Source organism: Pseudomonas sp. Pse35, assembly GCF_024519715.1.
Taxonomy (GTDB): domain Bacteria; phylum Pseudomonadota; class Gammaproteobacteria; order Pseudomonadales; family Pseudomonadaceae; genus Aquipseudomonas; species Aquipseudomonas paracarnis.
Genome location: NZ_JALJRP010000026.1, coordinates 1 through 21,270, shown reverse-complemented (window position 1 = coordinate 21,270; position 21,270 = coordinate 1). Strand labels below are relative to the sequence as shown.

18 protein-coding genes and 1 pseudogene are annotated in these 21,270 nt (G+C 61.6%); 11 read left to right on the top strand and 8 right to left on the bottom strand.

The genetic code is table 11. The features are described from left to right. Positions 1–18 precede the first annotated feature (18 nt). From OC445_RS20015 to OC445_RS19985, 7 genes and pseudogenes are all read left to right on the top strand, one after another. Positions 19–940: pseudogene (locus OC445_RS20015) on the top strand (DMT family transporter). Positions 941–1,186: 246 nt separating this feature from the next. Further along, positions 1,187–2,263 (top strand): 4-hydroxyphenylpyruvate dioxygenase, encoded by a 1,077-nt coding sequence (gene hppD / locus OC445_RS20010; protein WP_034127483.1) that lies wholly within the window; start codon positions 1,187–1,189, stop codon positions 2,261–2,263. A 234-nt stretch (positions 2,264–2,497) separates the two neighbouring features. After that, on the top strand, positions 2,498–3,061 hold the full coding sequence (locus OC445_RS20005) for a fimbrial protein (RefSeq protein WP_034127482.1): 564 nt from the start codon (positions 2,498–2,500) through the stop codon (positions 3,059–3,061). A gap of 93 nt (positions 3,062–3,154) precedes the next feature. Then, entirely contained in the window at positions 3,155–3,946 is a 792-nt protein-coding gene (locus OC445_RS20000) for a molecular chaperone (RefSeq protein ID WP_233097356.1), read from the top strand. Positions 3,947–4,014: 68 nt separating this feature from the next. Then, complete coding sequence (locus OC445_RS19995) at positions 4,015–6,687, top strand: fimbria/pilus outer membrane usher protein (RefSeq protein WP_060764754.1); 2,673 nt, start codon at positions 4,015–4,017, stop codon at positions 6,685–6,687. Between the two features lie 64 nt (positions 6,688–6,751). After that, the gene (locus OC445_RS19990) at positions 6,752–7,786 is read left to right on the top strand and encodes a fimbrial protein (RefSeq protein ID WP_080757688.1); all 1,035 of its coding nucleotides are present in this window, start codon (positions 6,752–6,754) and stop codon (positions 7,784–7,786) included. Then, the gene (locus tag OC445_RS19985; protein WP_052199965.1) at positions 7,783–8,565 is read left to right on the top strand and encodes a molecular chaperone; all 783 of its coding nucleotides are present in this window, start codon (positions 7,783–7,785) and stop codon (positions 8,563–8,565) included. Before OC445_RS19990 ends, OC445_RS19985 begins: the two co-directional genes overlap by 4 nt. Here OC445_RS19985 and rarD read toward each other — a convergent pair. The 3 genes from rarD to OC445_RS19970 all read right to left on the bottom strand — a co-directional run bounded on the left by rarD (position 8,534) and on the right by OC445_RS19970 (position 11,441). Next, positions 8,534–9,415 (bottom strand): EamA family transporter RarD, encoded by an 882-nt coding sequence (gene rarD / locus OC445_RS19980; RefSeq protein WP_034127481.1) that lies wholly within the window; start codon positions 9,413–9,415, stop codon positions 8,534–8,536. The two genes, OC445_RS19985 and rarD, sit on opposite strands and share 32 nt — an antisense overlap. Positions 9,416–9,451: 36 nt before the next feature. Continuing rightward, positions 9,452–10,462: an aldo/keto reductase gene (locus OC445_RS19975; RefSeq protein WP_054919046.1), complete on the bottom strand. Its 1,011-nt coding sequence runs from the start codon at positions 10,460–10,462 to the stop codon at positions 9,452–9,454. Between the two features lie 76 nt (positions 10,463–10,538). Next, positions 10,539–11,441 carry a LysR family transcriptional regulator gene (locus tag OC445_RS19970; protein ID WP_054898442.1) on the bottom strand — a complete coding sequence of 301 codons (903 nt, stop codon included), beginning with the start codon at positions 11,439–11,441 and terminating at the stop codon, positions 10,539–10,541. 101 nt (positions 11,442–11,542) lie between these two features. On the opposite strand from OC445_RS19970, the gene OC445_RS19965 reads away from it, so the two are divergent. Further along, entirely contained in the window at positions 11,543–12,247 is a 705-nt protein-coding gene (locus tag OC445_RS19965; protein ID WP_198791295.1) for an SDR family oxidoreductase, read from the top strand. Positions 12,248–12,295: 48 nt separating this feature from the next. Here OC445_RS19965 and OC445_RS19960 read toward each other — a convergent pair whose 3' ends face one another. After that, positions 12,296–13,606: an MFS transporter gene (locus OC445_RS19960; RefSeq protein ID WP_198791294.1), complete on the bottom strand. Its 1,311-nt coding sequence runs from the start codon at positions 13,604–13,606 to the stop codon at positions 12,296–12,298. A 157-nt stretch (positions 13,607–13,763) separates the two neighbouring features. On the opposite strand from OC445_RS19960, the gene OC445_RS19955 reads away from it, so the two are divergent. Then, positions 13,764–14,864, top strand: coding sequence for a sugar diacid recognition domain-containing protein (locus OC445_RS19955; protein ID WP_034127476.1), 1,101 nt, complete (start codon positions 13,764–13,766; stop codon positions 14,862–14,864). Between the two features lie 205 nt (positions 14,865–15,069). Beyond that, entirely contained in the window at positions 15,070–16,209 is a 1,140-nt protein-coding gene (locus tag OC445_RS19945) for a glycerate kinase (protein ID WP_054919043.1), read from the top strand. Here OC445_RS19945 and OC445_RS19940 read toward each other — a convergent pair. The 4 genes from OC445_RS19940 to OC445_RS19925 all read right to left on the bottom strand — a co-directional run bounded on the left by OC445_RS19940 (position 16,199) and on the right by OC445_RS19925 (position 20,427). Beyond that, positions 16,199–17,311, bottom strand: coding sequence for a class II histone deacetylase (locus tag OC445_RS19940; RefSeq protein ID WP_198791292.1), 1,113 nt, complete (start codon positions 17,309–17,311; stop codon positions 16,199–16,201). The two genes, OC445_RS19945 and OC445_RS19940, sit on opposite strands and share 11 nt — an antisense overlap. Further along, positions 17,308–18,462 carry an MFS transporter gene (locus OC445_RS19935; protein WP_198791291.1) on the bottom strand — a complete coding sequence of 385 codons (1,155 nt, stop codon included), beginning with the start codon at positions 18,460–18,462 and terminating at the stop codon, positions 17,308–17,310. The genes OC445_RS19940 and OC445_RS19935 overlap by 4 nt, the downstream gene beginning before the upstream one ends. Before the next feature lie 22 nt (positions 18,463–18,484). Continuing rightward, a complete protein-coding gene (locus OC445_RS19930) occupies positions 18,485–19,357 on the bottom strand; it encodes a transporter (RefSeq protein WP_054898449.1) in 873 nt (290 codons plus the stop codon). Positions 19,358–19,455: 98 nt separating this feature from the next. Beyond that, positions 19,456–20,427, bottom strand: coding sequence for a helix-turn-helix transcriptional regulator (locus OC445_RS19925; RefSeq protein ID WP_096144629.1), 972 nt, complete (start codon positions 20,425–20,427; stop codon positions 19,456–19,458). 227 nt (positions 20,428–20,654) lie between these two features. Between OC445_RS19925 and OC445_RS19920 the strand changes: the two genes are divergently transcribed. Continuing rightward, complete coding sequence (locus OC445_RS19920; RefSeq protein ID WP_198791290.1) at positions 20,655–21,167, top strand: GNAT family N-acetyltransferase; 513 nt, start codon at positions 20,655–20,657, stop codon at positions 21,165–21,167. Positions 21,168–21,270 lie beyond the last annotated feature (103 nt).

Sequence of the window (21,270 nt, the reverse complement as noted above, 5' to 3'; positions counted from 1 at the left end):
CACGTTGAGCACATTCTTATGCATGCCCGCGAAGGCCTCACTTACCTGAAGCTGGCCGCTGTCACCATGATCTGGGGCGGGACCTTCGTCGCCGGGCGCTTTCTGGCCGATCACGTGGACCCGCTGCTCGCGGCCTGCCTGCGGTTTATCCTGGCCAGCCTCGCGTTGCTGCTGTTCCTGGCCTGCGCGCGCATCCCACTGGCGCGCCCAACTACAGGGCAAATGGCGCGGCTGGTACTGCTGGGCCTATGCGGCATCTTTTTCTACAACCTGTGTTTTTTCTATGGCCTTCACTACATCAATGCGTCGCGGGCGTCGTTGATCGTGGCATTGAACCCGGCAGTGATCGGCCTGGCGTCCTGGTTGTTGTTCAAGGAGCGCCTGGGCCGGGCCAAGTGGCTGGGTATCGGGCTGTGCCTGCTGGGGGGCGGCTGTGGTGATCGTGAGCCGCAATCCCAACCTCATGCAGGGGGCCCGCAACGCTTGGGTCGGTGACCTGTTGATCCTGGGCTGCGTAATGGCCTGGGGGGCCTATTCGCTGCTGTCCCGGGAACTCAACCAGACGTTGGGGCCGGTGCAAACCGTCACTTGGTCGGTGCTGTGGGGTACGCTGATGTTGACCCTTGCCACCCTCGCCACCGGTCGGCTGACGCTGCAAGGTTTCAGCGCGCTGCAGCTGGCGCAGTGGTACAGCCTGCTGTACCTGGGTGTGCTGGGTTCGGCCCTGGCCTATATTGGTTACTACGACGGCATCCGGCGAATCGGCGCGACCCGCTCCGGGGTGTTCATCGCCCTCAACCCGCTGACAGCGGTGATATGTGGCGCGTTGCTGCTGGACGAAGCCTTGACGGCGCCGATGCTGGCGGGTGGCGCGGTCATCCTGTTGGGCATCTACCTGTGCAATAAACCCCTTGCGCGGGGCAGGGCAATGGGGATTTGATAAGAGTACGGACAAACCTGGTTACGCTGTGTAGAATCAGTTTACGCATACAAGAATATGGACTTGCGCTCACGCAAGCCTCGGCCGTCAGAGACTGATGACACCATGAAGCTACTTGGCTCCCCCCTCATCTTTGGTGACTTCCTCGCCCGCAGCGTGCGAGGCCTTTCTTGTGCGCCACCCTCCAGCCTCATCCTTGCTTGCAACTAAACAATTGCTACCCACAAGAATGATGAGGCACCGAACATGACCGACCAACTCGACAACCCAATGGGCCTGATGGGCTTTGAATTCATCGAATTTGCATCGCCCACCCCAGGCACCCTGGAGCCGATCTTCGAGATCATGGGTTTCACCAAAGTGGCGACCCACCGTTCCAAGAACGTGCACCTGTATCGCCAGGGCGAGATCAACCTGATCCTCAACAACGAACCCGACAGCCTCGCTTCTTACTTCGCGGCCGAGCATGGCCCGTCGGTGTGCGGCATGGCGTTCCGCGTCAAGGACTCGCAACAGGCCTACAAACGTGCCCTGGAGCTGGGCGCCCAGCCGATCCACATCGACACCGGCCCGATGGAGCTGAACCTGCCGGCGATCAAAGGCATTGGCGGTTCGCCGTTGTACCTGATCGACCGGTTCGGCGAAGGCAACTCGATCTACGACATCGACTTCGTCTACCTCGAAGGGGTTGATCGCAACCCGGTAGGCGCTGGCCTGAAGGTCATCGACCACCTGACCCACAACGTCTATCGCGGGCGCATGATCTATTGGGCCAACTTCTACGAGAAGCTGTTCAACTTCCGCGAAGCGCGTTATTTCGATATCAAGGGCGAGTACACCGGCCTGACCTCCAAGGCCATGAGCGCGCCGGACGGCAAGATCCGTATCCCGCTGAACGAGGAGTCGTCCAAGGGTGCCGGGCAGATCGAAGAGTTCCTGATGCAGTTCAACGGTGAGGGTATCCAGCACGTCGCGTTCCTCACCGACGACCTGGTCAAGACCTGGGATGCGCTGAAGAAGATCGGCATGCGCTTCATGACGGCGCCGCCAGACACGTATTACGAAATGCTCGAAGGCCGCCTGCCGAACCACGGTGAACCAGTGGACCAGTTGCAATCGCGCGGCATCCTGCTGGACGGCTCGTCGATTGCCGGTGACAAGCGTCTTCTGTTGCAGATCTTCTCGGAAACCCTGATGGGCCCAGTGTTCTTCGAGTTCATCCAGCGCAAAGGCGACGATGGGTTTGGCGAGGGCAACTTCAAGGCACTGTTCGAGTCGATCGAGCGCGACCAGGTGCGTCGTGGCGTATTGACCGCCGACTGATCCATGTGAGGCCGGGCAGGCTGTTCCGGCGCTTCAAGCACAGGCTCCGTATCGAAAGGTACGGAGCCTTTTTTTTGCCTGCCAAACAGGTCCGACCGATCTTGTAACAGACAAATCCTCGGGGCAGGGGAACGGCGTCGTCATGGCTTCCACTCAGGAGTGACGCAAGAGCTGATCTTCTCCTGTGTCGCAACCTTGCGTTTCGCGAACCCCAATTGTGAGGAAAGACTGATTATGACAAAACAAACTCTGGCGGCTGCAGTGCTCGCTTTGTGCGGCTTCGCTGCCAGCTCCGCGCATGCGGCAGACGGTACCATCACGATCACCGGCTCGGTCAGCGGCACCACCTGCACCATCAGCGGCGGTACCGGGGCCTCGCCAGGCTCAGGCGCCAACTTTCCGGTAGTGCTTGACCGCGTACAAACCTCGGCTCTCAAGGCAGCAGGCGATACGGCAGGCGCCAAGCGCTACTTTGTGTATGTGGGCGGCTCGGGCGGGTGCCCGGACGGTACCAAGGTCGCCGTACGTTATGAACCGACCAGCCCTGGCATCAACCCGGCAACCGGCAACCTGCGTAACACGGCAACGGCGACACCCGCCTCCCGGGTAGAGGTACAAATTCTCGATGGGGCTTCCAACACGCCAATGGACTTGCGCACAGGTAATAACTCGACCGTTGCCACCGTTACCAGTGGTCTGGCGACCTTGCCGTTTTACGCACGCTACATCGCCAACGGCGGAGCGGCAGGCGCGGGCAATGTCACCAGCAGCGTGCAGTACTCGGTCACCTTTCCTTGATGCAGCCAGGCTGATAACCACTGCGTTTGTTGCCTGAGATCCTCGCTCGACCCAGTGGTCGGGCGCAGGACAACCGTTTTCAAGGATTACCTGATGCAGGATTTACTGATGATCTTGAGTCGTCGTGTGGTGCGGGTCGCGCTGAGCCTGGCCTTGGGGATGGCATCGCACACGGTGCACGCGGGAGTGGTTATCGACGGTACGCGACAGATTTACCCCGAGCCGCGACGTGAGGTCACCGTGCGAGTAACCAATGATGACAAACACGCGCCCCGCCTGGTCCAGGCGTGGCTGGACGCGGGTGACGCGCAGGAAGCGCCGACACTGAGCGATGTGCCTTTCGTCCTGTCTCCTCCGGTATTTCGCCTGGACGCCGGCAAAAGTCAGTCCATGCGCCTGTCCTACACCAAGGCACCGCTGCCGACGGATAGAGAGTCGCTGTTCTGGTTGAACGTACTTGAAGTGCCTGGCGCTACCAGTGAGTTTGATCCCACGCTCGAAGACAGCCAGCGGAATCACTTCAAGTTCGCGTTTCGTATCCGCACCAAAGTGTTTTTTCGTCCGGCGCAGTTATCTGGAACACCCGAGGAGGCGCCTGGGCTGTTGCGCTGGTCCGTGGAACGGGGCGCCCAAGGCAGCGTGATACAGGTGCATAACCCCTCGGCGTATCACGTCACCTTCAACGACATTGTCCTGCTCATGGGCTCTGGTCCCGAAGCGGAAAAACTGTCCCTGACGGAGGGCATGGTGGAGCCAGGAGGCACGTTGAAGGTGCCGGTGCCGAAAGCCGCGAAGGTAATACCCGCCGATGCGCGGGTGGATTTCACTTACATCAACGATTTCGGCGGCTTTTCATCCGCGCAGCCTGCTGTATTGCACCGCTGAACGCGGCCCCGAAACGTTGCTGATGGCAAGCAAACGTACATTTCTCAGCGTCCACTGAAGTCATAACTATGCCTAGTCACATCCAAGTGCGGGTGCATCGCTGCGCCCCGATTTTGCCATTCCAGCATCGCACGATAATGCTGGGCGGTTTGATGAGTGCGGCCGTGATCGCCAGCGATGTCGCGCTTGCGTCTGAGTTGAGCTTTGATCTGAACGCATTCTCCAGTGGCCTGGCGTCGTCGGTTGACACGTCACGGTTCAATACCAGCAACCAGATGAGCCCTGGCATATACCGCGTAGATATCGTAGTCAACGGCCAGACCCTGGGGCGCAGGGAGGTGGAGTTTGTTGCGGCCCATGCAAAGACCGGGGCGCAGCCGTGCTTGAGTCGTGAAGTATTGGAAAAAATCGGTATCGCGATGGATAAAGTCGATACTGATGCCCATGGGCGCGAACTCTCGAACCCTGCCGCCGCCGGCCAGTACTGCGGCGACCTGGGGCAGTGGATTCCGATGGCATCCAGCACGTTCGATCCGGGTGCACTCGAGTTGGCGGCCAGCGTGCCGCAGGCCTACATGAAGCGTTCCATGCGCGGCTACATTGACCCCGAGTTGTTGGATGAGGGCATTGCCGCCGGGCTGCTCAATTACAACTTCAGTACCAATACGGTCACCGCAGGTGAAGGTGACGGTCGTACTTACCTGGGCCTCAATGCCGGTATCAACCTGGGTGCATGGCGCTTGCGACATCAGGGCGCCCAGGCCTGGAGCAACCGCACTGGCTTTGAGACTTATCAGAACACGTCCACTTATGTACAGCGCAGCATCATCCCCTGGCAGTCACAACTGACCCTCGGAGACACCTTCAGCAACGGACAGATTGTCGACGGGGTGCGCGTGCGGGGCGTCACTCTGGCCACCGACGACCGGATGCGCCCGCAGACGCAGCAAGGTTACGCACCGCAGGTTCGGGGGACGGCCGACAGTAATGCAACGGTCACGGTCAGCCAGAACGGCTACACCATTTATGAGACCACGGTGCCGCCCGGCCCCTTTGTTATCAGTGACCTGCATGCCACCGGCTACGGTGGTGATTTGATCGTCAGCGTGACCGAAGTCGACGGGCGTCGGAACACCTTCGTCGTGCCGTACTCGGTGGCCCCGCAGTTATTGCGCGCCGACGCGACAAAGTACAGCGCCACCTTGGGTAAGGTGCAGCAAAAGGGCGTTGATGCGAAGGGCGCCAACGTCTTTCAAGGCACTTTGCAGCACGGTTTGACCGATGATCTGACGGTCTACGGTGGCGGTAGTGTTTCCAAAGGCTATGAACAGGGAAAGCTCGGTATCGCGTTGAATACGTCCTTCGGTGCGTTCTCTCTGGACACTGCCACCTCCCATACCGAGGTGCCCGATCATGGGCGCCAGTCCGGGCAAAGCCTGGGGTTGGGTTACAACAAAAGCCTGCCTGCCTCGGGTACGCATTTTGCGCTGGGTGCGTATCGGTTCTCCACCGAGGGTTACCTGAACCTGCAGGATGCACTGAATGTGCGCGAAATCGCGAGCCGGGCAGGTGACATCAACAGCTATGCCCGGCAAAAAAGCCGGCTCGACATGACAGTCAGCCAGCAGTTGGGTATCGGCACCTTGAGCTTGTACGGCAGCTCCGTCGACTATTGGGGAGGACAGGAAGGGCGCCAGGTTTCATTCACCGCCAGCTATGGCTCGACCTGGAACAAGGTCAACTGGAACCTGTCGGCACAGCGCTCCAGGGTCCAGGACACGCGACAACTGACCCAAAGCGAGCTCAGCGACGATGTGTTTTTCGGGCGTATCGGCCAACCCGGGCGTATCGATAACCGCTACATGCTCACACTGTCGATGCCGCTGGGGGGCGAATCGCGAGCGCCGACGATCAATACTTCGTTCTCCCGGGACACCGGTGATACACGGGGCAGCCAGCAGCAGGTGGGCATCAACGGGTTCCTGGGCGAGGACACCGCACTCAACTACGGTGTTTCAGCCAGCCGCGCAACCAGTGAAAGCACGCACTCCGGCCAGTTCAACACCTATGCCGGCTATCGCACGGATGCCACCCAACTGCGTGCCGGATATAGCCAGAGCCGCGATAGCTCGCAGCTTTCGTTTGGCGCCGATGGTGGGGTGGTCGTTCATGCCGAAGGTATCGCGTTCTCGCAAAGCCTAGGCGAAGCCTCGGCGCTGGTGCATGTGCCAGGTGCAGAAGGGGCCAGGCTCGGGGGGAGCAGCGGTGCACGGGTCAACAGCAGCGGGTTCGCTGTCGTGCCCAATCTGACGGCGTTCCAGAATAATACGGTGGAAATCGATCCGGAAGGCATGTCGATGGATGTAGAGCTCCAGGAGTCGACGCGCAACGTCGTACCGACCTCGGGCGCAGTATCGCTGGTCAAGTTCGACACGCTCAGTGGTCGGGCGGTACTGGTCAAGGGCGTCCACGAGAATGGCAGCCCGCTGCCATTTGCAGCACAGGTATTTGATGCGCAAGGGCGTGAGGTAGGCGTGGTGGGGCAGGCCAGTAAAGCCTTCGTCCGAGACATCCCGCAGGAAGGTCGTCTGACCGTCAAGTGGGGCAGCAAAATCGCCGAGCAGTGCGATATCTACTACCACATGCCGCCAATCACCGAGGGCCAACGACAGGCCACTACCGATTACCTTCAGGGGGTGTGCGTGGCAAGCCAAGGGCGCCAGGTTGCGGGGCAGCTATGAGTGAGTGCCGATGGATGACTGTTGCGGCGCATGACTTATTCGATATGACAGAGGTGTTGTTTTCATGACTAGGTTTTCACTTGCCAGCGTGGTGCTGGGAGGATGGATGGTGGCGCTGGAAGCTCAAGCGATCACCTGTGCCCCCGGCCCGGCGGTGAATATTTCCATTCCCCCGATCACGGTTGCGGCCGGGCAGCAAATCGGGCAGGTGGTCGGGTCCGCCAACGGCTATCGCTTCGACAGTCCTCCATCGTCCGCGCTTCGGTGTACCACACGAATTGCTTTAGGGGCACAGGCCAGGCTGGCACTGGTCAATAGCACGCCGACGGGCCGGACATTTTTCGCTAGCGGGCTTTCAATGCCAGTGTATGCCACCAATGTGCCTGGGGTGGGGTTTGCCCTGATGGCGAGGGACCCGAACCGGCCGTTCATGGCCATCAACACGGCAGGTGTCACACTCATTGTTGGAGATGCCAGAGCAAGGCCCATCGTCCTTGGGCTTGATACCCGAATTTATTTTGTCGCCACAGGCGCCATAACGGGTGGCACGATCACCGCCAGAAACATTGCAAGGTATACGATCACCGGCACGCCCATCACCGGCGCTGGCTATTACGCAGTGAACTTCTCCAACGTCACCATCAATGCGCCACGAAAACCCACCTGCAGGGTCTCAACACCTTCGGTCGCCATGCCTATGCCGGCCGTGGCTGCTCGTGATTTTCGCGGCGTGGGCAGTTTCGCCGGCAGCGTGACCCGCAATATCACACTGTCATGTGCGGGTGGCATCGGCGGGGCAACGCGTGACGTATTTGTGACGGTGACAGACCAGACCGTGCCGGCTAATCGCAGCGACGTACTGTCCTTGACCCGTACCTCTATGGCCAGTGGCGTTGCTCTGCAATTACTACGGGGGAACACGCTGGTGCGCTATGGGGCTGACTCCACGACGATTGGGAACCCGAATCAGTGGCTGGTTGGCAGTACTGGCAATGCGACTGTCCAGATCCCTTTGACCGCACGTTATATCCAGACCGCCTCCTCGATCCGTCCCGGCAGCGCGAACGGGTTGGCGTCATTCACAATGAGCTACCGATGAGCAGCGCGCTTTGGCGCGGGGGCCTGGGCGTGCTGATGAGCTTGCAGGCAATCGCCGTGCAGGGCGAAATCGTGATTGACCGCACGCGTGTCATCTACCCGGTTACCGCACGCACGGTGGTGGTCAATCTGCACAATGAGGCTGACGGTCCGCGCCTAGTGCAAGCGTGGATCGATGATGGCGATGCGATGGCGGCACCCGAGAACAGTGATGTGCCGTTCACGATTACGCCACCCATCGCCCGTATGAACGCGGGTACCGGGCGCGCCTTGCGGATCATGCATGATCAAACGCCAAAACAGGTGGCAGACCGGGAGTCGGTGTACTGGCTGAACGTACTGGCAATCAGACCGAGCGTTGAGGCATCCGATGAAACCAACGCCCTGCAATTTGCCTTTCGTACGCGGATCAAGCTTTTCCTCCGGCCCGCCCAATTGCCGGGAAAGGTACAGGACGTGGTTCATGCGCTTCAATGGTGCCTAAGCCGAGGGGACGACGTGGGGTTGGAGGTGCTCAACCCCACGGCGTATCACGTGACCTTGTCTGGTGTGGTTCTGACACTCGGTGGTGTGGAGCATCACAGCGAAGATCCGCCGATGGTTGCACCTTATGCTACTGCACGGGTTGCGATACCTGAGTTGCCTAGCGGCGACCTATCCGGCCCGCAATTACAGTTCACCACCTTGGATGATGATGGGGCTACTCAACATCATCAAGCACAGTTGCAGTTTGTCGACTGTTCGTCGGTCAAACCCTACGCTGCCGCACCAGATGCTTGAACCCTTCGAACACCAGCACCATGACCGCGATCCAGATCGGGATGTAGGTCAGCCATTGGCCTGCCTTGATCCCTTCACCCAGCAGCAGCGCCACCACCAGCAACAGCACTGGCTCGACATAACTGAGCAGCCCGAACAGGCTGAACGCAAGCAGCCGGCTGGCGATGATATAGCTCACCAACGCCGAAGCGCTGATCAGACCCAGTATCGGGATCAGCGCATACAAATTGGGGTGGGCATCCATCACTGCAAAGCCCTGTTCGCCGCTTTGCACAAACCACCATGCCACCGGCAGCATCAGCGCCATGTCCAGCCACAGGCCGCCCAGGTGGTCGGTCTTGAGGTATTTACGCACGATAAAGTACAGCGGGTAACCGATGATCACCACCAGCGTCGCCCAGGAGAACCCACCGGCCTGGTATAACTCGTTGAGTACCCCGAGCCCGGCAAAAAACACCGCGATCTTTTGCAGGTAGGAAAGCTGTTCGCCCCACACCAGGCGCCCGGTGAGCACCATGGTCAGCGGCAGCAGGAAGTAACCGACCGACACATCCAGGCTGCGCCCGTTCAGTGGCGCCCACATGAACAACCACAGCTGCACGCCGAGCAAGGCCGACGACACCAGCACACCGCCGATCAGCCGTGGCTTGGCCGCGAGCATGCGCAGCAGTTCCCAGACCCGGCGCCACTCGCCGCTGACAAGCATGAACACCGTCATGCAGGGCACGGTGAGCAACATGCGCCAGCCGAAAATCTCCAGGCCACTCAAGGGCGTTAGCAGTGATGTGAAGTAATACATCACGGCAAACAACACCGAAGCCAAGACCGATAACACCACACCTTTAGACACGTTGTCCTCGCGAAAGCCAATTATTGCGCGGGTAGTCTACAGGCGTGCCAATCGACCGGATACAAAATGCCCGACATCGTTGAAGCCGGGCGAGGACGAATGCCCCGGCGTGACCAGCGAATCAATGAACGCCTCGTCTTCAGCGCTGATCTTCACCGCCAGCGCCCCGGTGTAGGCGTCCCACTGCGCCTCGGTCCGTGGCCCGACAATCGCCGAGCTTACCGCCGCATTGTTCAGCACCCAGGCGATTGCGAACTCGACGATCCCCACGCCACGCCCTTGGGTGTATTGCTGGATCTGCTGGGCAATGCGCAGTGATTCAATTCGCCACTCGGTTTCCAGGATGCGTTTATCCTGGCGCGCGGCACGGCTGCCGGGCTCGGGCGTGACATCCGGTGCGTACTTGCCGCTGAGGACCCCTCGGGCCAGTGGACTGTACGGCACCACTCCCAGGCCGTAGGCTGCTGCAGCGGTGATCTGCTCGACCTCGGCCTGGCGATTGACGATGTTGTACAACGGCTGGCTGATGATGGGTTTATCGACGCCCAGGCGTTCGGCCACGCGAATCACTTCAGCGATGCGCCAACCCCGGTAATTGGACAGGCCCCAATAGCGGACCTTGCCCTGGCGGATCAGATCTCCCATGGCGGACACGGTGACCTCCAACGGCGTGTCGTGGTCTTCGCGGTGCAGGTAGTAGATGTCCAGGTAGTCGGTATCCAGGCGTGCCAGGCTGGCGTCCAGCGCGTTGAACAGACGCTTGCGACTCAAACCGCTGCGGTTGGGCACGCCGTCGGTAGGGCCGAAGCCGACCTTGGAGGCCACCACCCAGTCCTGGCGGTTGCGTGCAATCGCCTCGCCGACGATTTCTTCGGAGCGCCCGCCTGTATACAGGTCCGCCGTGTCGATGAAATTGATGCCCTGGTCCCAGGCCTTGTCGATGATGCGCAGCGAATCTTCGGTGCTGGTCTGTTCGCCAAACATCATGGTGCCGAGGGTCAGAGCGCTGACCTTTAACCCGGACTGGCCCAATGTGCGGTAATTCATGCAAAGCTCCTCACGCAAATGTAAGTGATGCAATACCAGACCCGAGCGCTCTGGAACAAGGCCTGGAGGCATTTCTTCATGTGCGTAGCAAAGTCAGGCAGCGGGCCTGTAAAAAGCGGTGCAGCACTTTCACGCGTTCCGACACTTGCAGGCGGTGCGGGCACATCAGGTTGAACGGCGCGGGTTCGCCTTGCCAGTCGGGTAGCAAGGGTACCAACCGCCCAGCCTGAATATCACGGGCCACATCCAGGTTGGCCTTATAGGCAATGCCATGCCCCGCCAACGCCCAGCGGCGGACAATCTCGCCGTCATCGCTGAGGTAGTCACCGCTCACCTCGACTTCTTGAAGCAACGCCCCCTGGCGGAAATACCAGGTGCTATTGGCCTGGCCCCGGCGCATATAGCGCAGCGTGCTGTGGTGGGCCAAATCTTCGGGCGTATGCGGAGTACCGTGGCGCGCCAGGTAGTCGGGGCTGGCGCAGGCAATGCGATGGTGATCGGGTACCACCGGCAGGGCCACCAGGCTGGAGTCTCTAGGCACGCCAAAGCGCAAGGCGATGTCGACCGTGTCGCGAAACAAGTCGGCATTGCTGTCATTGAGCAACAGTTGCAGACGGATGGTGGGGTGCTCCAGCTTGAACTCATCCAGCCAGCCCAGCAGCACATTGCGACCAAAGTCCGAGGGCGCGGCCAACTGCAATAAACCACTGAGGCTCTGGCCCTGTTGCTTGATGGCGTGCTCGCCGTCCGACAGCGCCTCCAGTGCCACCCGCACACTGTCCAGGTAACGCCGGCCTTCTTCGGTCAGGCGCATGCTGCGGGTGGAGCGGGCGAGCAGGCGGATGCCGAGGCGGGTTTCAAGGCGCTTGAGGGCAATGCTGGCCGCCGCCGGCGTGAGGCCAAGGCCACGGGCGGCGGCCGTCAGGCTGCCGGTGTCCGCGCTGCGCACGAAGACTTCAAGGTCGAGAATCGAACTCATTGATAAAAATCCTTTAAAGATCTTGTCGTTTTACCCGGATTTTTCATCGATTACCAAGCTGGGAAGATGAACGTTCACTTTCTGACCCAGGTAGTTTTCTCATGACCTCTTCTTTGAGCGGTAAAACCATCATCGTCATCGGCGGCAGCAGCGGTATCGGCGCGGCAGTGGCCCAGGCAGCCTTGGCGCGAGGCGCGCATGTGATCGTGGCCGGGCGCCGCTTGGCGCCAGGTTCCGACAACGGGCTGCGTAGCGAGCCGGTGGACGTCACCGACAGCGCCTCGTTAAAGCAACTGTTCGAAACCGTGGGGCGCTTTGACCATCTGGTCTACACCTCGGGGCCTTCGGTGCGGGCCAAGCCTTTGATCGAAACAGACCTGGATGAAGCCCGGGACAACTTCGATGTGAAGCTCTGGGGCGCACTACGCGCCATTCAACACGCGCTGCCCTTTTTGCACGAACAGGGCAGCATCACCCTGACCTCGGGCCAGCTGGGGCGCAAGTTGGCGACAGGGCAGTTCATCAAGACGGGCATTAACGCTGCGACCGAGGCCTTGGGCAAGCAACTGGCCAAAGAACTGGCGCCGCGTCGAGTCAATGTGATCAGCCCAGGGGTGATAGACACACCGGCCTATGCAGGGCTTGGCCAAGAGCAACGTTTGGCAATGTTTGCCAAGGCGGGCCAAGGGTTGCCGGTTGGGCGGGTGGGGCAGGCTGAAGAAGTGGCGGCGGGGTATGTACTGGCCATGGAAAATGGTTTTATGACCGGTGCGGTAGTTGATATCGACGGTGGCGGCCTGTTGTAAATACATGGCCCAAGTGGGAGGGAGCAGATCCCTCCCACGTTGAAGGCGTCAGGCCTTGAGCGTGCGCGTCATCCGCAATGCCAGAACACTGCCGCCCACAATCACCGCCGCCAGCAGGTACAACGCCAAATCCGTAGACCCGGTGGCATCCTTCACAAAACCCACGATATACGGGCTGAGAAAACCCGCCATCTGCCCCATGGAGTTGATCAACGCCAAGCCACCCGCCGCCGCACCCGCGCTGAGCATGGCGGTGGGCACCGGCCAGAACATCGGCAGGCCGGTCAGGGCGCCCATGGTGGCGATGGTCAGGCCGAGAATGGCGATAGCGGGCGTAGTGGCGAAGTTAACGGCGATCACCAGGCCAATGGCGCCCATCAACATCGGTACCACCAAATGCCAGCGGCGCTCCTTGCGCAGGTCGGCGGAGCGGCCCACCAGCAACATGAACACCGCCGCCAATAGATACGGAATCGCGCTGAGCCAGCCAATCACCAGGTTGTCGCTGAAGCCCATGTTCTTGATGATCGACGGCAGCCAGAAGTTGATCGCATACACGCCACTCTGGATGCAGAAGTAGATCAGACCGAATGCCCAGATCGCCGGGTTCTTGAACACTTCGGCCAGGGAGTCGCTGGTGGTTTTCGGCTTGTTTGCCAGGTCTGTGGCCTGGTCCGCTTCCAGTACCGCACGCTCGTGGGGTTTGAGCCACTTGGCGTTGGCGAAGCTGTCACTGAGCAGGAAGTAGGCGAGGGCGCCGAGGATCACGGTCGGGATGCCTTGCAGCAGGAACATCCACTGCCAGCCCGCCAAGCCACCTTGGCCTGCGGCAAAGTGATTGAGAATCCAGCCGGAAAACGGGCTGCCGAGCAAACCGGACACCGGTATCGCCGACATGAACAGTGCCATGATTCGCCCACGGCGGAAGGTCGGGAACCACTGCGAAAGGTACAACACCACGCCGGGGAAGAAGCCCGCTTCAGCGGCACCGGTGAGCAGGCGCAGGGTGTAGAAATGCGTGGGCGTGGTCACAAACAGCAGGCATGTGGAGAGCGTACCCCACACGATCATCATCAATGCGATCCAGCGCCGCGGGCCAAAACGGGTCAGCGCCAGGTTGCTCGGCACGCCGCATAGCACGTAGCCGATAAAGAAAATCCCGGCTCCCAGGCCGTATACGGTTTCACTGAATTTCAACGCGTCGAGCATCTGCAGCTTGGCAAAGCCAACGTTTACCCGGTCGAGGTAATTGAACAGATAGCAGATAAAAATGAAGGGGATCAGGCGCAGGGTAATGCGCTTGTAGATGGCGTTTTTATCGTCATCGCTGGCCAGTGCGGCAGTGGCGCTCTGTGACATGGGATTCTCTCTTTATTATGATTTTTCGCGGTGCGAGGGTAACGTTGACCGCCCTGACAGTCTCGGTGACGTGATGGGCAACTGTCTTTGTGCCGGCGCACAGTCAAGCCATCTTTGCGCTGTGCTGGTGAACAACCTTTTTCAGGAAATTAGCCCCATGTTCGAGCTGGATCATGCCCTGGCGCAGGAGATTGTCGATCGCACCATGGCAATCCTGCCCCATAACGTCAATGTCATGGACAGCCAGGGCTTGATCCTGGGCAGCGGCGAGCCGGAGCGTATCAATACCCGCCATGAAGGTGCCCAGCTAGTGTTGGCCAATGGGCGGGTGGTGGAAATCGACGGGCAGACCGCCAAGCATCTCAAGGGTGTGCAACCAGGAATCAACCTGCCGCTGCTGCATGATCAGCGCCTGATTGGCGTACTGGGTATCACCGGCGAGCCGGATGGGTTACGCACCTATGCCGAACTGGTGCGCATGACCGCTGAAATGCTGGTCAGCCAACGCCACCAGCAAGCCGAACAACAATGGCGGCGCCAGCGTTGCGATGATCTGCTGGCCCTGCTGTTGGCCGACAGCGGCGACTCCCCGCGCCTGGTGGACGAAGCCCAGCAACTGGGGCTCAAGCCACAACTGGCGCGCACGCCATACCTGTTTGAACTGGGCCCGGGCCAAACGGCGGAGGCCCTGAGCGCCTGGCTCGCCAGCCGCTACCCCGACAGTTGGTGCGTCAGCTCTGCGCAGTTTTCCTTGCTGTGGTGCCGACCTGCTGGGGTGCAGGTCGATAACCCCCGCTTGCTGGAAAAGCTCGACGGCCTGGGTTGGAACGTCCTGCGCGTGGCCATCGGCGGGCAAGCGGAGGGCTTGGCGGGACTGCGCCGCTGCTATCGGCGGGTGGGTGATCTGCTTGCTTATGGCCGCGATATCCTGCCGCAATCACGCCTGTTGACCCTCAACCGTTATCGCCTGCCGGTGATGCTGTGGCGTCATCGCAACGACGACGCCCTGGACGAATTGCTCAACCCGTTGCGCAAAGTGTTGGCCAAGGACAGCAACGGGCAACTGCTTGCCACGTTGCGCAGTTGGTGCGAGCACGATGGGCAAAGCCAGGCGTGTGCCGACGCCTTGGGCATTCACCGCAACAGCCTGCGCTACCGCATGGAGCGCATAGCCGAACTCAGCGGCGTAGACCCGCTGACGCTTGATGGGATGCTTGCGTTGTACCTGGGCGTCCAACTGTTGCCCCACCCCCTGTAGGAGCGAGCTTGCTCGCGAAAAACGTCAACGATAACGCAGGTTGCCTGATTCACCGCGGCGCGTTCCGGTCTTTCGCGAGCAAGCTCGCGCCTACAACGGGCATTGTAGAAATGAACAACAAACCCGCTCCACACTTGTGCATCGGCCCCGCGTCATTGCCCCAGCCAACTGGCAGCATGGGCGTTATAAAAACCGGAGAAAGCCCATGAAAATCGTGATCGCCCCTGACTCGTTCAAAGACAGCCTGAGTGCCGCAGGCGTCGCCCAGGCGATTGCCGAGGGGTGGGCCGAGGTCTGGCCGGATGCGCACGTGTTTCAATGCCCGATGGCCGATGGCGGTGAAGGCACGGTGGATGCGGTGCTCGCCGCGTGTAAGGGGCAATTGCGTCGGCAAACAGTCCGAGGCCCGCTGGGCGACAGCGTCGAAGCGCGTTGGGGATGGTTGGCCGACAGCCATACCGCGATGATCGAGATGGCCGAGGCCAGCGGCCTGCAACTCGTCGCGCCGGGGCAGCGCGACGCCTGTTCCAGTACCACCTATGGCACCGGCGAGTTGATCCGCGCCGCGCTGGATGCCGGGGCGCAGCGCATCATCCTGGCGATTGGCGGCAGTGCCACCAACGATGGCGGGGCGGGGGCGATGCAGGCCCTTGGCGTGCAGCTATTGGATAGCGAACGTCAGCCACTGCCGGCGGGTGGGTTGGCATTGGCACGCCTGGCCCATATCAGCCTTGAACAACTCGACCCGCGCCTGGCGCAGGTGCGTTTTGAAATCGCCGCCGACGTCAACAATCCCCTGTGCGGCCCCCACGGTGCCTCGTCGATTTTCGGCCCGCAAAAAGGCGCGAGTCCCGAGCAAGTGGCACACCTGGACGCGGCCCTTGAGCACTTCGCTGACCATTGCGCTCAGGTGCTGCCCAAGGATGTGCGCGACGAACCCGGCAGTGGTGCCGCCGGTGGACTGGGCTTTGCCGCCAAGGCGTTCCTCGCCGCCCAGTTTCGCCCAGGGGTCGAGGTAGTCGCTGAACTGGTTGGCCTCGATGAAGCGGTGCGTGGCGCCGACTTGGTAATCACCGGTGAAGGTCGCTTCGACGCCCAGACGCTGCGGGGAAAAACTCCGTTTGGCGTGGCGCGCATTGCCCGGCGACACGGCGTGCCGGTGGTCGTAATCGCGGGTACCTTGGGCGACGGCTACGATCAGATGTACGCCCACGGTGTGGATGCAGCGTTCGCCTTGCCGTCGGGGCCGATGTCTCTGGAGCAAGCCTGTCACGAGGCGCCGCGCCTGTTGCGTGAGCGGGCCTCTGACATTGCACGGGTATGGCGCCTGGCAGCTACTCGCTGACCCCGCGCGCCAGCCGCTCCACCCACTGCTCTTGAAACCCCTGTAGCTCCGCACTGGGTTGCTGCAACTGCACAAACTCAAGCATCGGGTCTAGCACCGCTGTGCGCACGCCGCTCAATTCCTCCAGGGTCGCCAGGCCGCAGAACGGTACATAGGCTTCGCTGTAGCCGCCTTCATGTACCAGCACCAGGCGGCCCTGGCACAGACGCTCGGCGGCCAGGCGCAGGGCGCGGGTCAGCAGCCGGAACGATTCACTGTGCAACAGCATACGCGCCAACGGGTCGACGGCGTTGGCGTCATAACCACAGGCGACGATGATCAACTCCGGCTCGAAGCGCTCCAGCGCGGGCACTACGATGCGTTCCATGGCGTGTAGATAGGTGGCGTGCCCACTGCCTGGGGGCAACGGAATATTGATGTTGGCCCCCACGCCGGCCCCGAGGCCTCGATCCTGCTCGCCGCTGTAGCCAGGCGGGTAGCAGCCGTCCTGATGCAGGGAAATCGTCAACACATCGGCCCGTTCTTCGAAGATCGACTGCGTGCCGTTGCCGTGGTGCACATCCCAGTCGATCACGGCGACTTTGCCCAGTCCGTTGCGGGCCTTGGCGGCCTCGATGGCAATGGCAATGTTGGCGAGAAAGCAAAAGCCCATGGCGCTGTCTGCCAGGCAGTGATGCCCCGGTGGCCGCGACAGCGAATAGGCGTTGTGCACCTGGCCCTTGAGCACCGCGTCGACGGCGGCCAGGGTCAGTCCGGCGGACAGTTGCGCAATCTCGTAGCTGCCCGGCCCAATCGGTGCCTGGGGGCCAAGCTCACCGCCGCCAGCATCGCTCAGGGCCTTGAAACGCTGCAGATAGGCACGGCTGTGGACGCGCAGCAGATCCTCTTCACTGGCTGGCGGCGCGCTGCGCAGTTGTAGTTGGCGGCTCAATCCGGAGACATCCAACAGGCTTTTCAAGCGGCGCTTGGTCTCCGGCGACTCGGCATGCCCGCTGCCGGCCGGCGGCTGCACCCAGCCGCCCACGGGCAGGGTCAGCGCATGGGCGCCGGCGCTGTGCCACAGGCTAATTTCGTCGAAGAAAAATGCGGTGGTTGGGTTCATACCGGTTCCAGTTCAGTGGGGGAGTGGGGACGGCTGGCGATGATCATCACCAGCGACAGCAAGGTGATAGCGGCTGCACCGAGCAGCAACAGGCTGAACCCGCCGCTGGCCTCGATCAGGCGGCCGGCGAGCGCTGGGCCGATGGCCAGGCCGCCGCCGATGACCAAGTTGGAGGCGTTCATCAGCTTGCCGCTGTGATCGAGGTCGGCCAGGCAGGCCAGGATCAGCGGCAGAATGAAGGTCCAGGTGAATTTGAACAGCAGCGCCGCCAAGGCAAATCGCAGCAATGCGGGCTGGCCAAGCAACAAGAGCACCGCTGCCGCCATCAACAGGTAGCCCAGCAGCAACAGCACTCCACGCGGCAAGCGGGCCCCGATCAGTGAAGCGCTCGCGGCCCCGGCAATGCCCATCACGGTGGCGATGGCGAGGATTTCGCCGCCGTGCTGCGCCGAAATCCCGGCACTGGCGCCCAAGGCACCGATAAAGGTCCATACGCCCCCCAGGCTGATGTAAAAGGCCAGCACCGCGCCAACCCCCAGGGCGGCTTTCCAGCGTGAACCGGGCAAGACCGGGGCGCGGTTGGCGGGCAACGCAGGGCTACCGGCGGGAAACGCCCGCGCCAATGGCAGCAGCAGAGCCATCAACCCCGCCAGGATCAAGTAGCAGGCATTCAAGCCAAATCGTTCGAACAAACCAGGCAACATCACCAGGCCAAGGGCACCGACGATCAACTGCCCCATCACCCACAAACCATAGACCCGGCTGGGGTTGGCGGTGGTGGCCGCACTGGCCAGGCAGAGGATCATCAGCGAGCCGCCGGCCAGGGCGCTGGCAGCGCGCAACACCAGCAGTCCGGCGTAGGTGTCGGCCAGCATCGACAGCAGGTTGGCGGCCATGAACAGCAGCGCGGCGACCCGGGCGGCGGTGCGCCAGTCGACCCGCTTGAGCCACCACCAGGCGGGCAAGGTCGCCAGGCTCATGGCGCCCAGTTCCACGGAAAACAAGTCGCCAATACGCGCCGGGCTCAGTTGCCACTGGCTGGCCAACTGCGCGGCCACGGCGGGAGCTGTCATCAGGATGGTCGGGGTGATGGCGGCAAACAGCACGATCGCTGCCAGGCGTGCCGTTATCGCAGGGTTGGAAATGGGCATTTTCAAGCTCCAGGGAAAGGGGTCAGAACACATGCACCAGGCGCAACAGCGCTTCGGTGCCGGCATAGCCATTGGAAGCCGCAACGCTTTGCGAAAGGCTGACCATCAGTTGGTTCTGCCGGTCGAGCCAATGCCCGAGTTCGAAGCCGACTTGGGTGTAGCGCTTGTGGGTGTCGTCGAGGCGGCGGTTGTCGAGGCGCAGGGCGCCACCGTCGGCCTGGATCAGGCGCAGTGCACCGTAAGTGGCGGCGCTGAAGTCATACGAGGCAAAAGCCTGCAGGCGATACAGCGGGGCTTGCTTGAGTTCGCTGCCAAAGTAATCGTCATTGCGGCCATAGAGCTGGGCTTCCAGGTTGGCTTCCAGTACCCAGTTTTCGCCGATGCCGTGGGTGTAGTTGTAGACAAAGGTGGCGCCCCAGCGATTGGCACCGGGAGAGACGTCCGGGTTTTGACTGTGATACTCACCCACCGGCACGGTGATCAGGCTCAACAAGCCGCTGTAAGTGCGCGAAGCCGGGTCGTTGACGAAAAACAGCGTGCCGCCCACCTGTGGATCGCCCAGGCCGCGCTCGCGGCTGCGCTGGTTGGCGCCGGGCAGGCGTGCGCTGATGTCGGCAAAGGGCAGGATGAATTGCGGCGTGCACAACGTGCCGCAGGCGTCGGTGAAATACACCTGGCGGTAAGCCACGGCGTTGACCCTGAGGTCGGCCTTGCCGGTGCTGTCGGCGGGGCCATGGAAATCGCTGGCACGGGTGGCGGGCAGGTACAGCACACCCAGGCGGGTGCCCGGTGGGGCGGCGAAAAAGTCCCGGGCGTTGAGGTCGGCAGCCTGGCTGTCGAGGCTGAACAGGCTGGCGCACAGCACTGTCAGGTTACGTAGGCGCGTTGAAGTCATGGCGAAGCGTCTCGTGTCAGAGGAGGCCGGAAAATGGGCAACAGCAGCCCGTGACCGTAAAAACGACCGTGGCAAAACCGTGGGAGAAGCGGGCAGGGTCAGTCGGGCGGGGCGTGCACCAGGTGCGCTATGCGCGCCTTGTCCTTGACGCCGAGCTTGGCGTAGATGGCGCGGATATGGTGACGCACGGTGTTGGGTGAGAGGCCAAGGTCGCGGGCCACTTCCTTGTAGGTCTTGCCCTCGCCAAACCCTTGGGCTACGTCGTTTTCCCGTGGGCTGAGCTGGGGCAGGGCGCGGTTGAGGCGCGCGGCCAACAGCAATTGGTCGCCCACCGGTGACGCCTGGATATGGATGCGCTTGCCGTCATGCCCGCGCTCATCCAGCAACACCGGCAGGGTGGGGCCACGCCATTGCGGCCATTCGCTGAGCAGCAGGTCGACAAAACCACGCTCGGCGCATTGCAACACACCCCGTGGGTCGCACACCGCCAGGGCCAGATTGCGCGGGCTGGCCAGGGTTTCACGCATGGCCACCAAGGTGCGGATCTGGTTTGCCGAGACCGCCGCCACCAGATGCAGCATCAGGTTATTGAGTAACTGGCAATCCTGCGCGTTGAACGTGGGCGCAGTGGGCTGGCGGTAGAGCGTCAGGTGGTGGCTGAGGTGGGTTTGCGGGTCGATATGGATCACACACAGCAATTCACCCAGGCCGTGGCGTTGCCCCAGCCAATTCAAGGCGCTGCCGTTGGCGGGGTCGCGCATATCGATAATCACTGCCTCGCCAGGCGAGGCATGCACCCGTGCAACGGTAACGTCCAGATGGCGGATCGACTGCCAGTCCGCCAGGTAGTCGGGTGGCAACTGATAGAGGTAGCTGTTGTGCTCTTGCGGCAGACCGTTGATGACAGCCGAGCGTCCCCACCAGGCACTGTCGAAGGCCAGCAATTGGCTGACGCGTGCCAGGGCATGGCGCTGGAAGTGTTCGATGTCCTGATGTTGGGCCAGCCGTTGCAGGTCCAGGGTCAGGGTGCTGAAGGCCTGCAACAGGCCCGAGTGATCAAAACGGCTCATGGGTGTTCCTCTGTGGGACTTTTTTTGTTGTTCTCGTCACAGGGTGAAGGCCGAAGCGTCGGGTTGACGGGGCAGGGCCTGGGCAGAGTATCGGCGCTGCGCATATGGATCGCCATCGTTCAGATGCAGGATGGTGCTGGTCGGCCAGTGGGAAAACTCCCGGCTCGTCAGCCAGGCGCTTAGCCTCTACACTGGCCCGCCACTTGTCTTTCAAAGGATGAAATGCAATGCACCCACCTGAACCGTCTATCGTGATCCAGCGTTTTACCGAGGCCCACCTGGAGGGCGTCGCCGCGCTCTACAACGAACCGGCTGTTTGTCGTCAGGTGCTGCAAATGCCTTTTCAGTCTGTTGAGATGTGGCGCAAGCGCCTGGTGATGGATAACGAGCGGCGCCTGCAACTGGTGGCGGTGCAGGGCGGTGAGGTGATTGGCCAACTGGGGCTTGAGCAATATCTGCGTGTACGCCAGAGCCACGTTGGCTCGTTGGGTATGGGCGTGGCGCCCGCGTGGCAGGGCAAGGGCGTCGGTTCGCGGCTGTTGGCGGCCGCGTTGGAGGTAGCCGACAACTGGATGAACCTGCGCCGTGTGGAGCTGACTGTTTACGCGGACAACGAGCCTGCGCACAACCTGTACCGCAAGTTCGGCTTCGAAGTGGAAGGGCGGCTGCGCGATTACGCCCTGCGCGACGGTATGTTTGTCGACACCCTGAGCATGGCGCGCCTGCGCACGTCGGCTTGATCCTGTAAAACTGTGGGAGCTGGCTTGCCCCAATGCCAGTCAGTTAATACAGAATCGGTAACTGTGGCGAGGGAGCTTGCTCCCGCTGGGGCGCGAAGCGGCC

Excerpts from the sequence above, each read along its gene's own strand:
- hppD (WP_034127483.1), top strand. The coding sequence starts at position 1,187 with ATGACCGACCAACTCGACAACCCAATGGGCCTGATGGGCTTTGAATTC.
- OC445_RS20005 (WP_034127482.1), top strand. The coding sequence starts at position 2,498 with ATGACAAAACAAACTCTGGCGGCTGCAGTGCTCGCTTTGTGCGGCTTC.
- OC445_RS20000 (WP_233097356.1), top strand. The coding sequence starts at position 3,155 with ATGCAGGATTTACTGATGATCTTGAGTCGTCGTGTGGTGCGGGTCGCG.
- OC445_RS19995 (WP_060764754.1), top strand. The coding sequence starts at position 4,015 with ATGCCTAGTCACATCCAAGTGCGGGTGCATCGCTGCGCCCCGATTTTG.
- OC445_RS19990 (WP_080757688.1), top strand. The coding sequence starts at position 6,752 with ATGACTAGGTTTTCACTTGCCAGCGTGGTGCTGGGAGGATGGATGGTG.
- OC445_RS19985 (WP_052199965.1), top strand. The coding sequence starts at position 7,783 with ATGAGCAGCGCGCTTTGGCGCGGGGGCCTGGGCGTGCTGATGAGCTTG.
- OC445_RS19975 (WP_054919046.1), bottom strand. The coding sequence starts at position 10,462 with ATGAATTACCGCACATTGGGCCAGTCCGGGTTAAAGGTCAGCGCTCTG.
- OC445_RS19970 (WP_054898442.1), bottom strand. The coding sequence starts at position 11,441 with ATGAGTTCGATTCTCGACCTTGAAGTCTTCGTGCGCAGCGCGGACACC.
- OC445_RS19965 (WP_198791295.1), top strand. The coding sequence starts at position 11,543 with ATGACCTCTTCTTTGAGCGGTAAAACCATCATCGTCATCGGCGGCAGC.
- OC445_RS19960 (WP_198791294.1), bottom strand. The coding sequence starts at position 13,606 with ATGTCACAGAGCGCCACTGCCGCACTGGCCAGCGATGACGATAAAAAC.
- OC445_RS19955 (WP_034127476.1), top strand. The coding sequence starts at position 13,764 with ATGTTCGAGCTGGATCATGCCCTGGCGCAGGAGATTGTCGATCGCACC.
- OC445_RS19945 (WP_054919043.1), top strand. The coding sequence starts at position 15,070 with ATGAAAATCGTGATCGCCCCTGACTCGTTCAAAGACAGCCTGAGTGCC.
- OC445_RS19940 (WP_198791292.1), bottom strand. The coding sequence starts at position 17,311 with ATGAACCCAACCACCGCATTTTTCTTCGACGAAATTAGCCTGTGGCAC.
- OC445_RS19935 (WP_198791291.1), bottom strand. The coding sequence starts at position 18,462 with ATGCCCATTTCCAACCCTGCGATAACGGCACGCCTGGCAGCGATCGTG.
- OC445_RS19930 (WP_054898449.1), bottom strand. The coding sequence starts at position 19,357 with ATGACTTCAACGCGCCTACGTAACCTGACAGTGCTGTGCGCCAGCCTG.
- OC445_RS19925 (WP_096144629.1), bottom strand. The coding sequence starts at position 20,427 with ATGAGCCGTTTTGATCACTCGGGCCTGTTGCAGGCCTTCAGCACCCTG.
- OC445_RS19920 (WP_198791290.1), top strand. The coding sequence starts at position 20,655 with ATGCACCCACCTGAACCGTCTATCGTGATCCAGCGTTTTACCGAGGCC.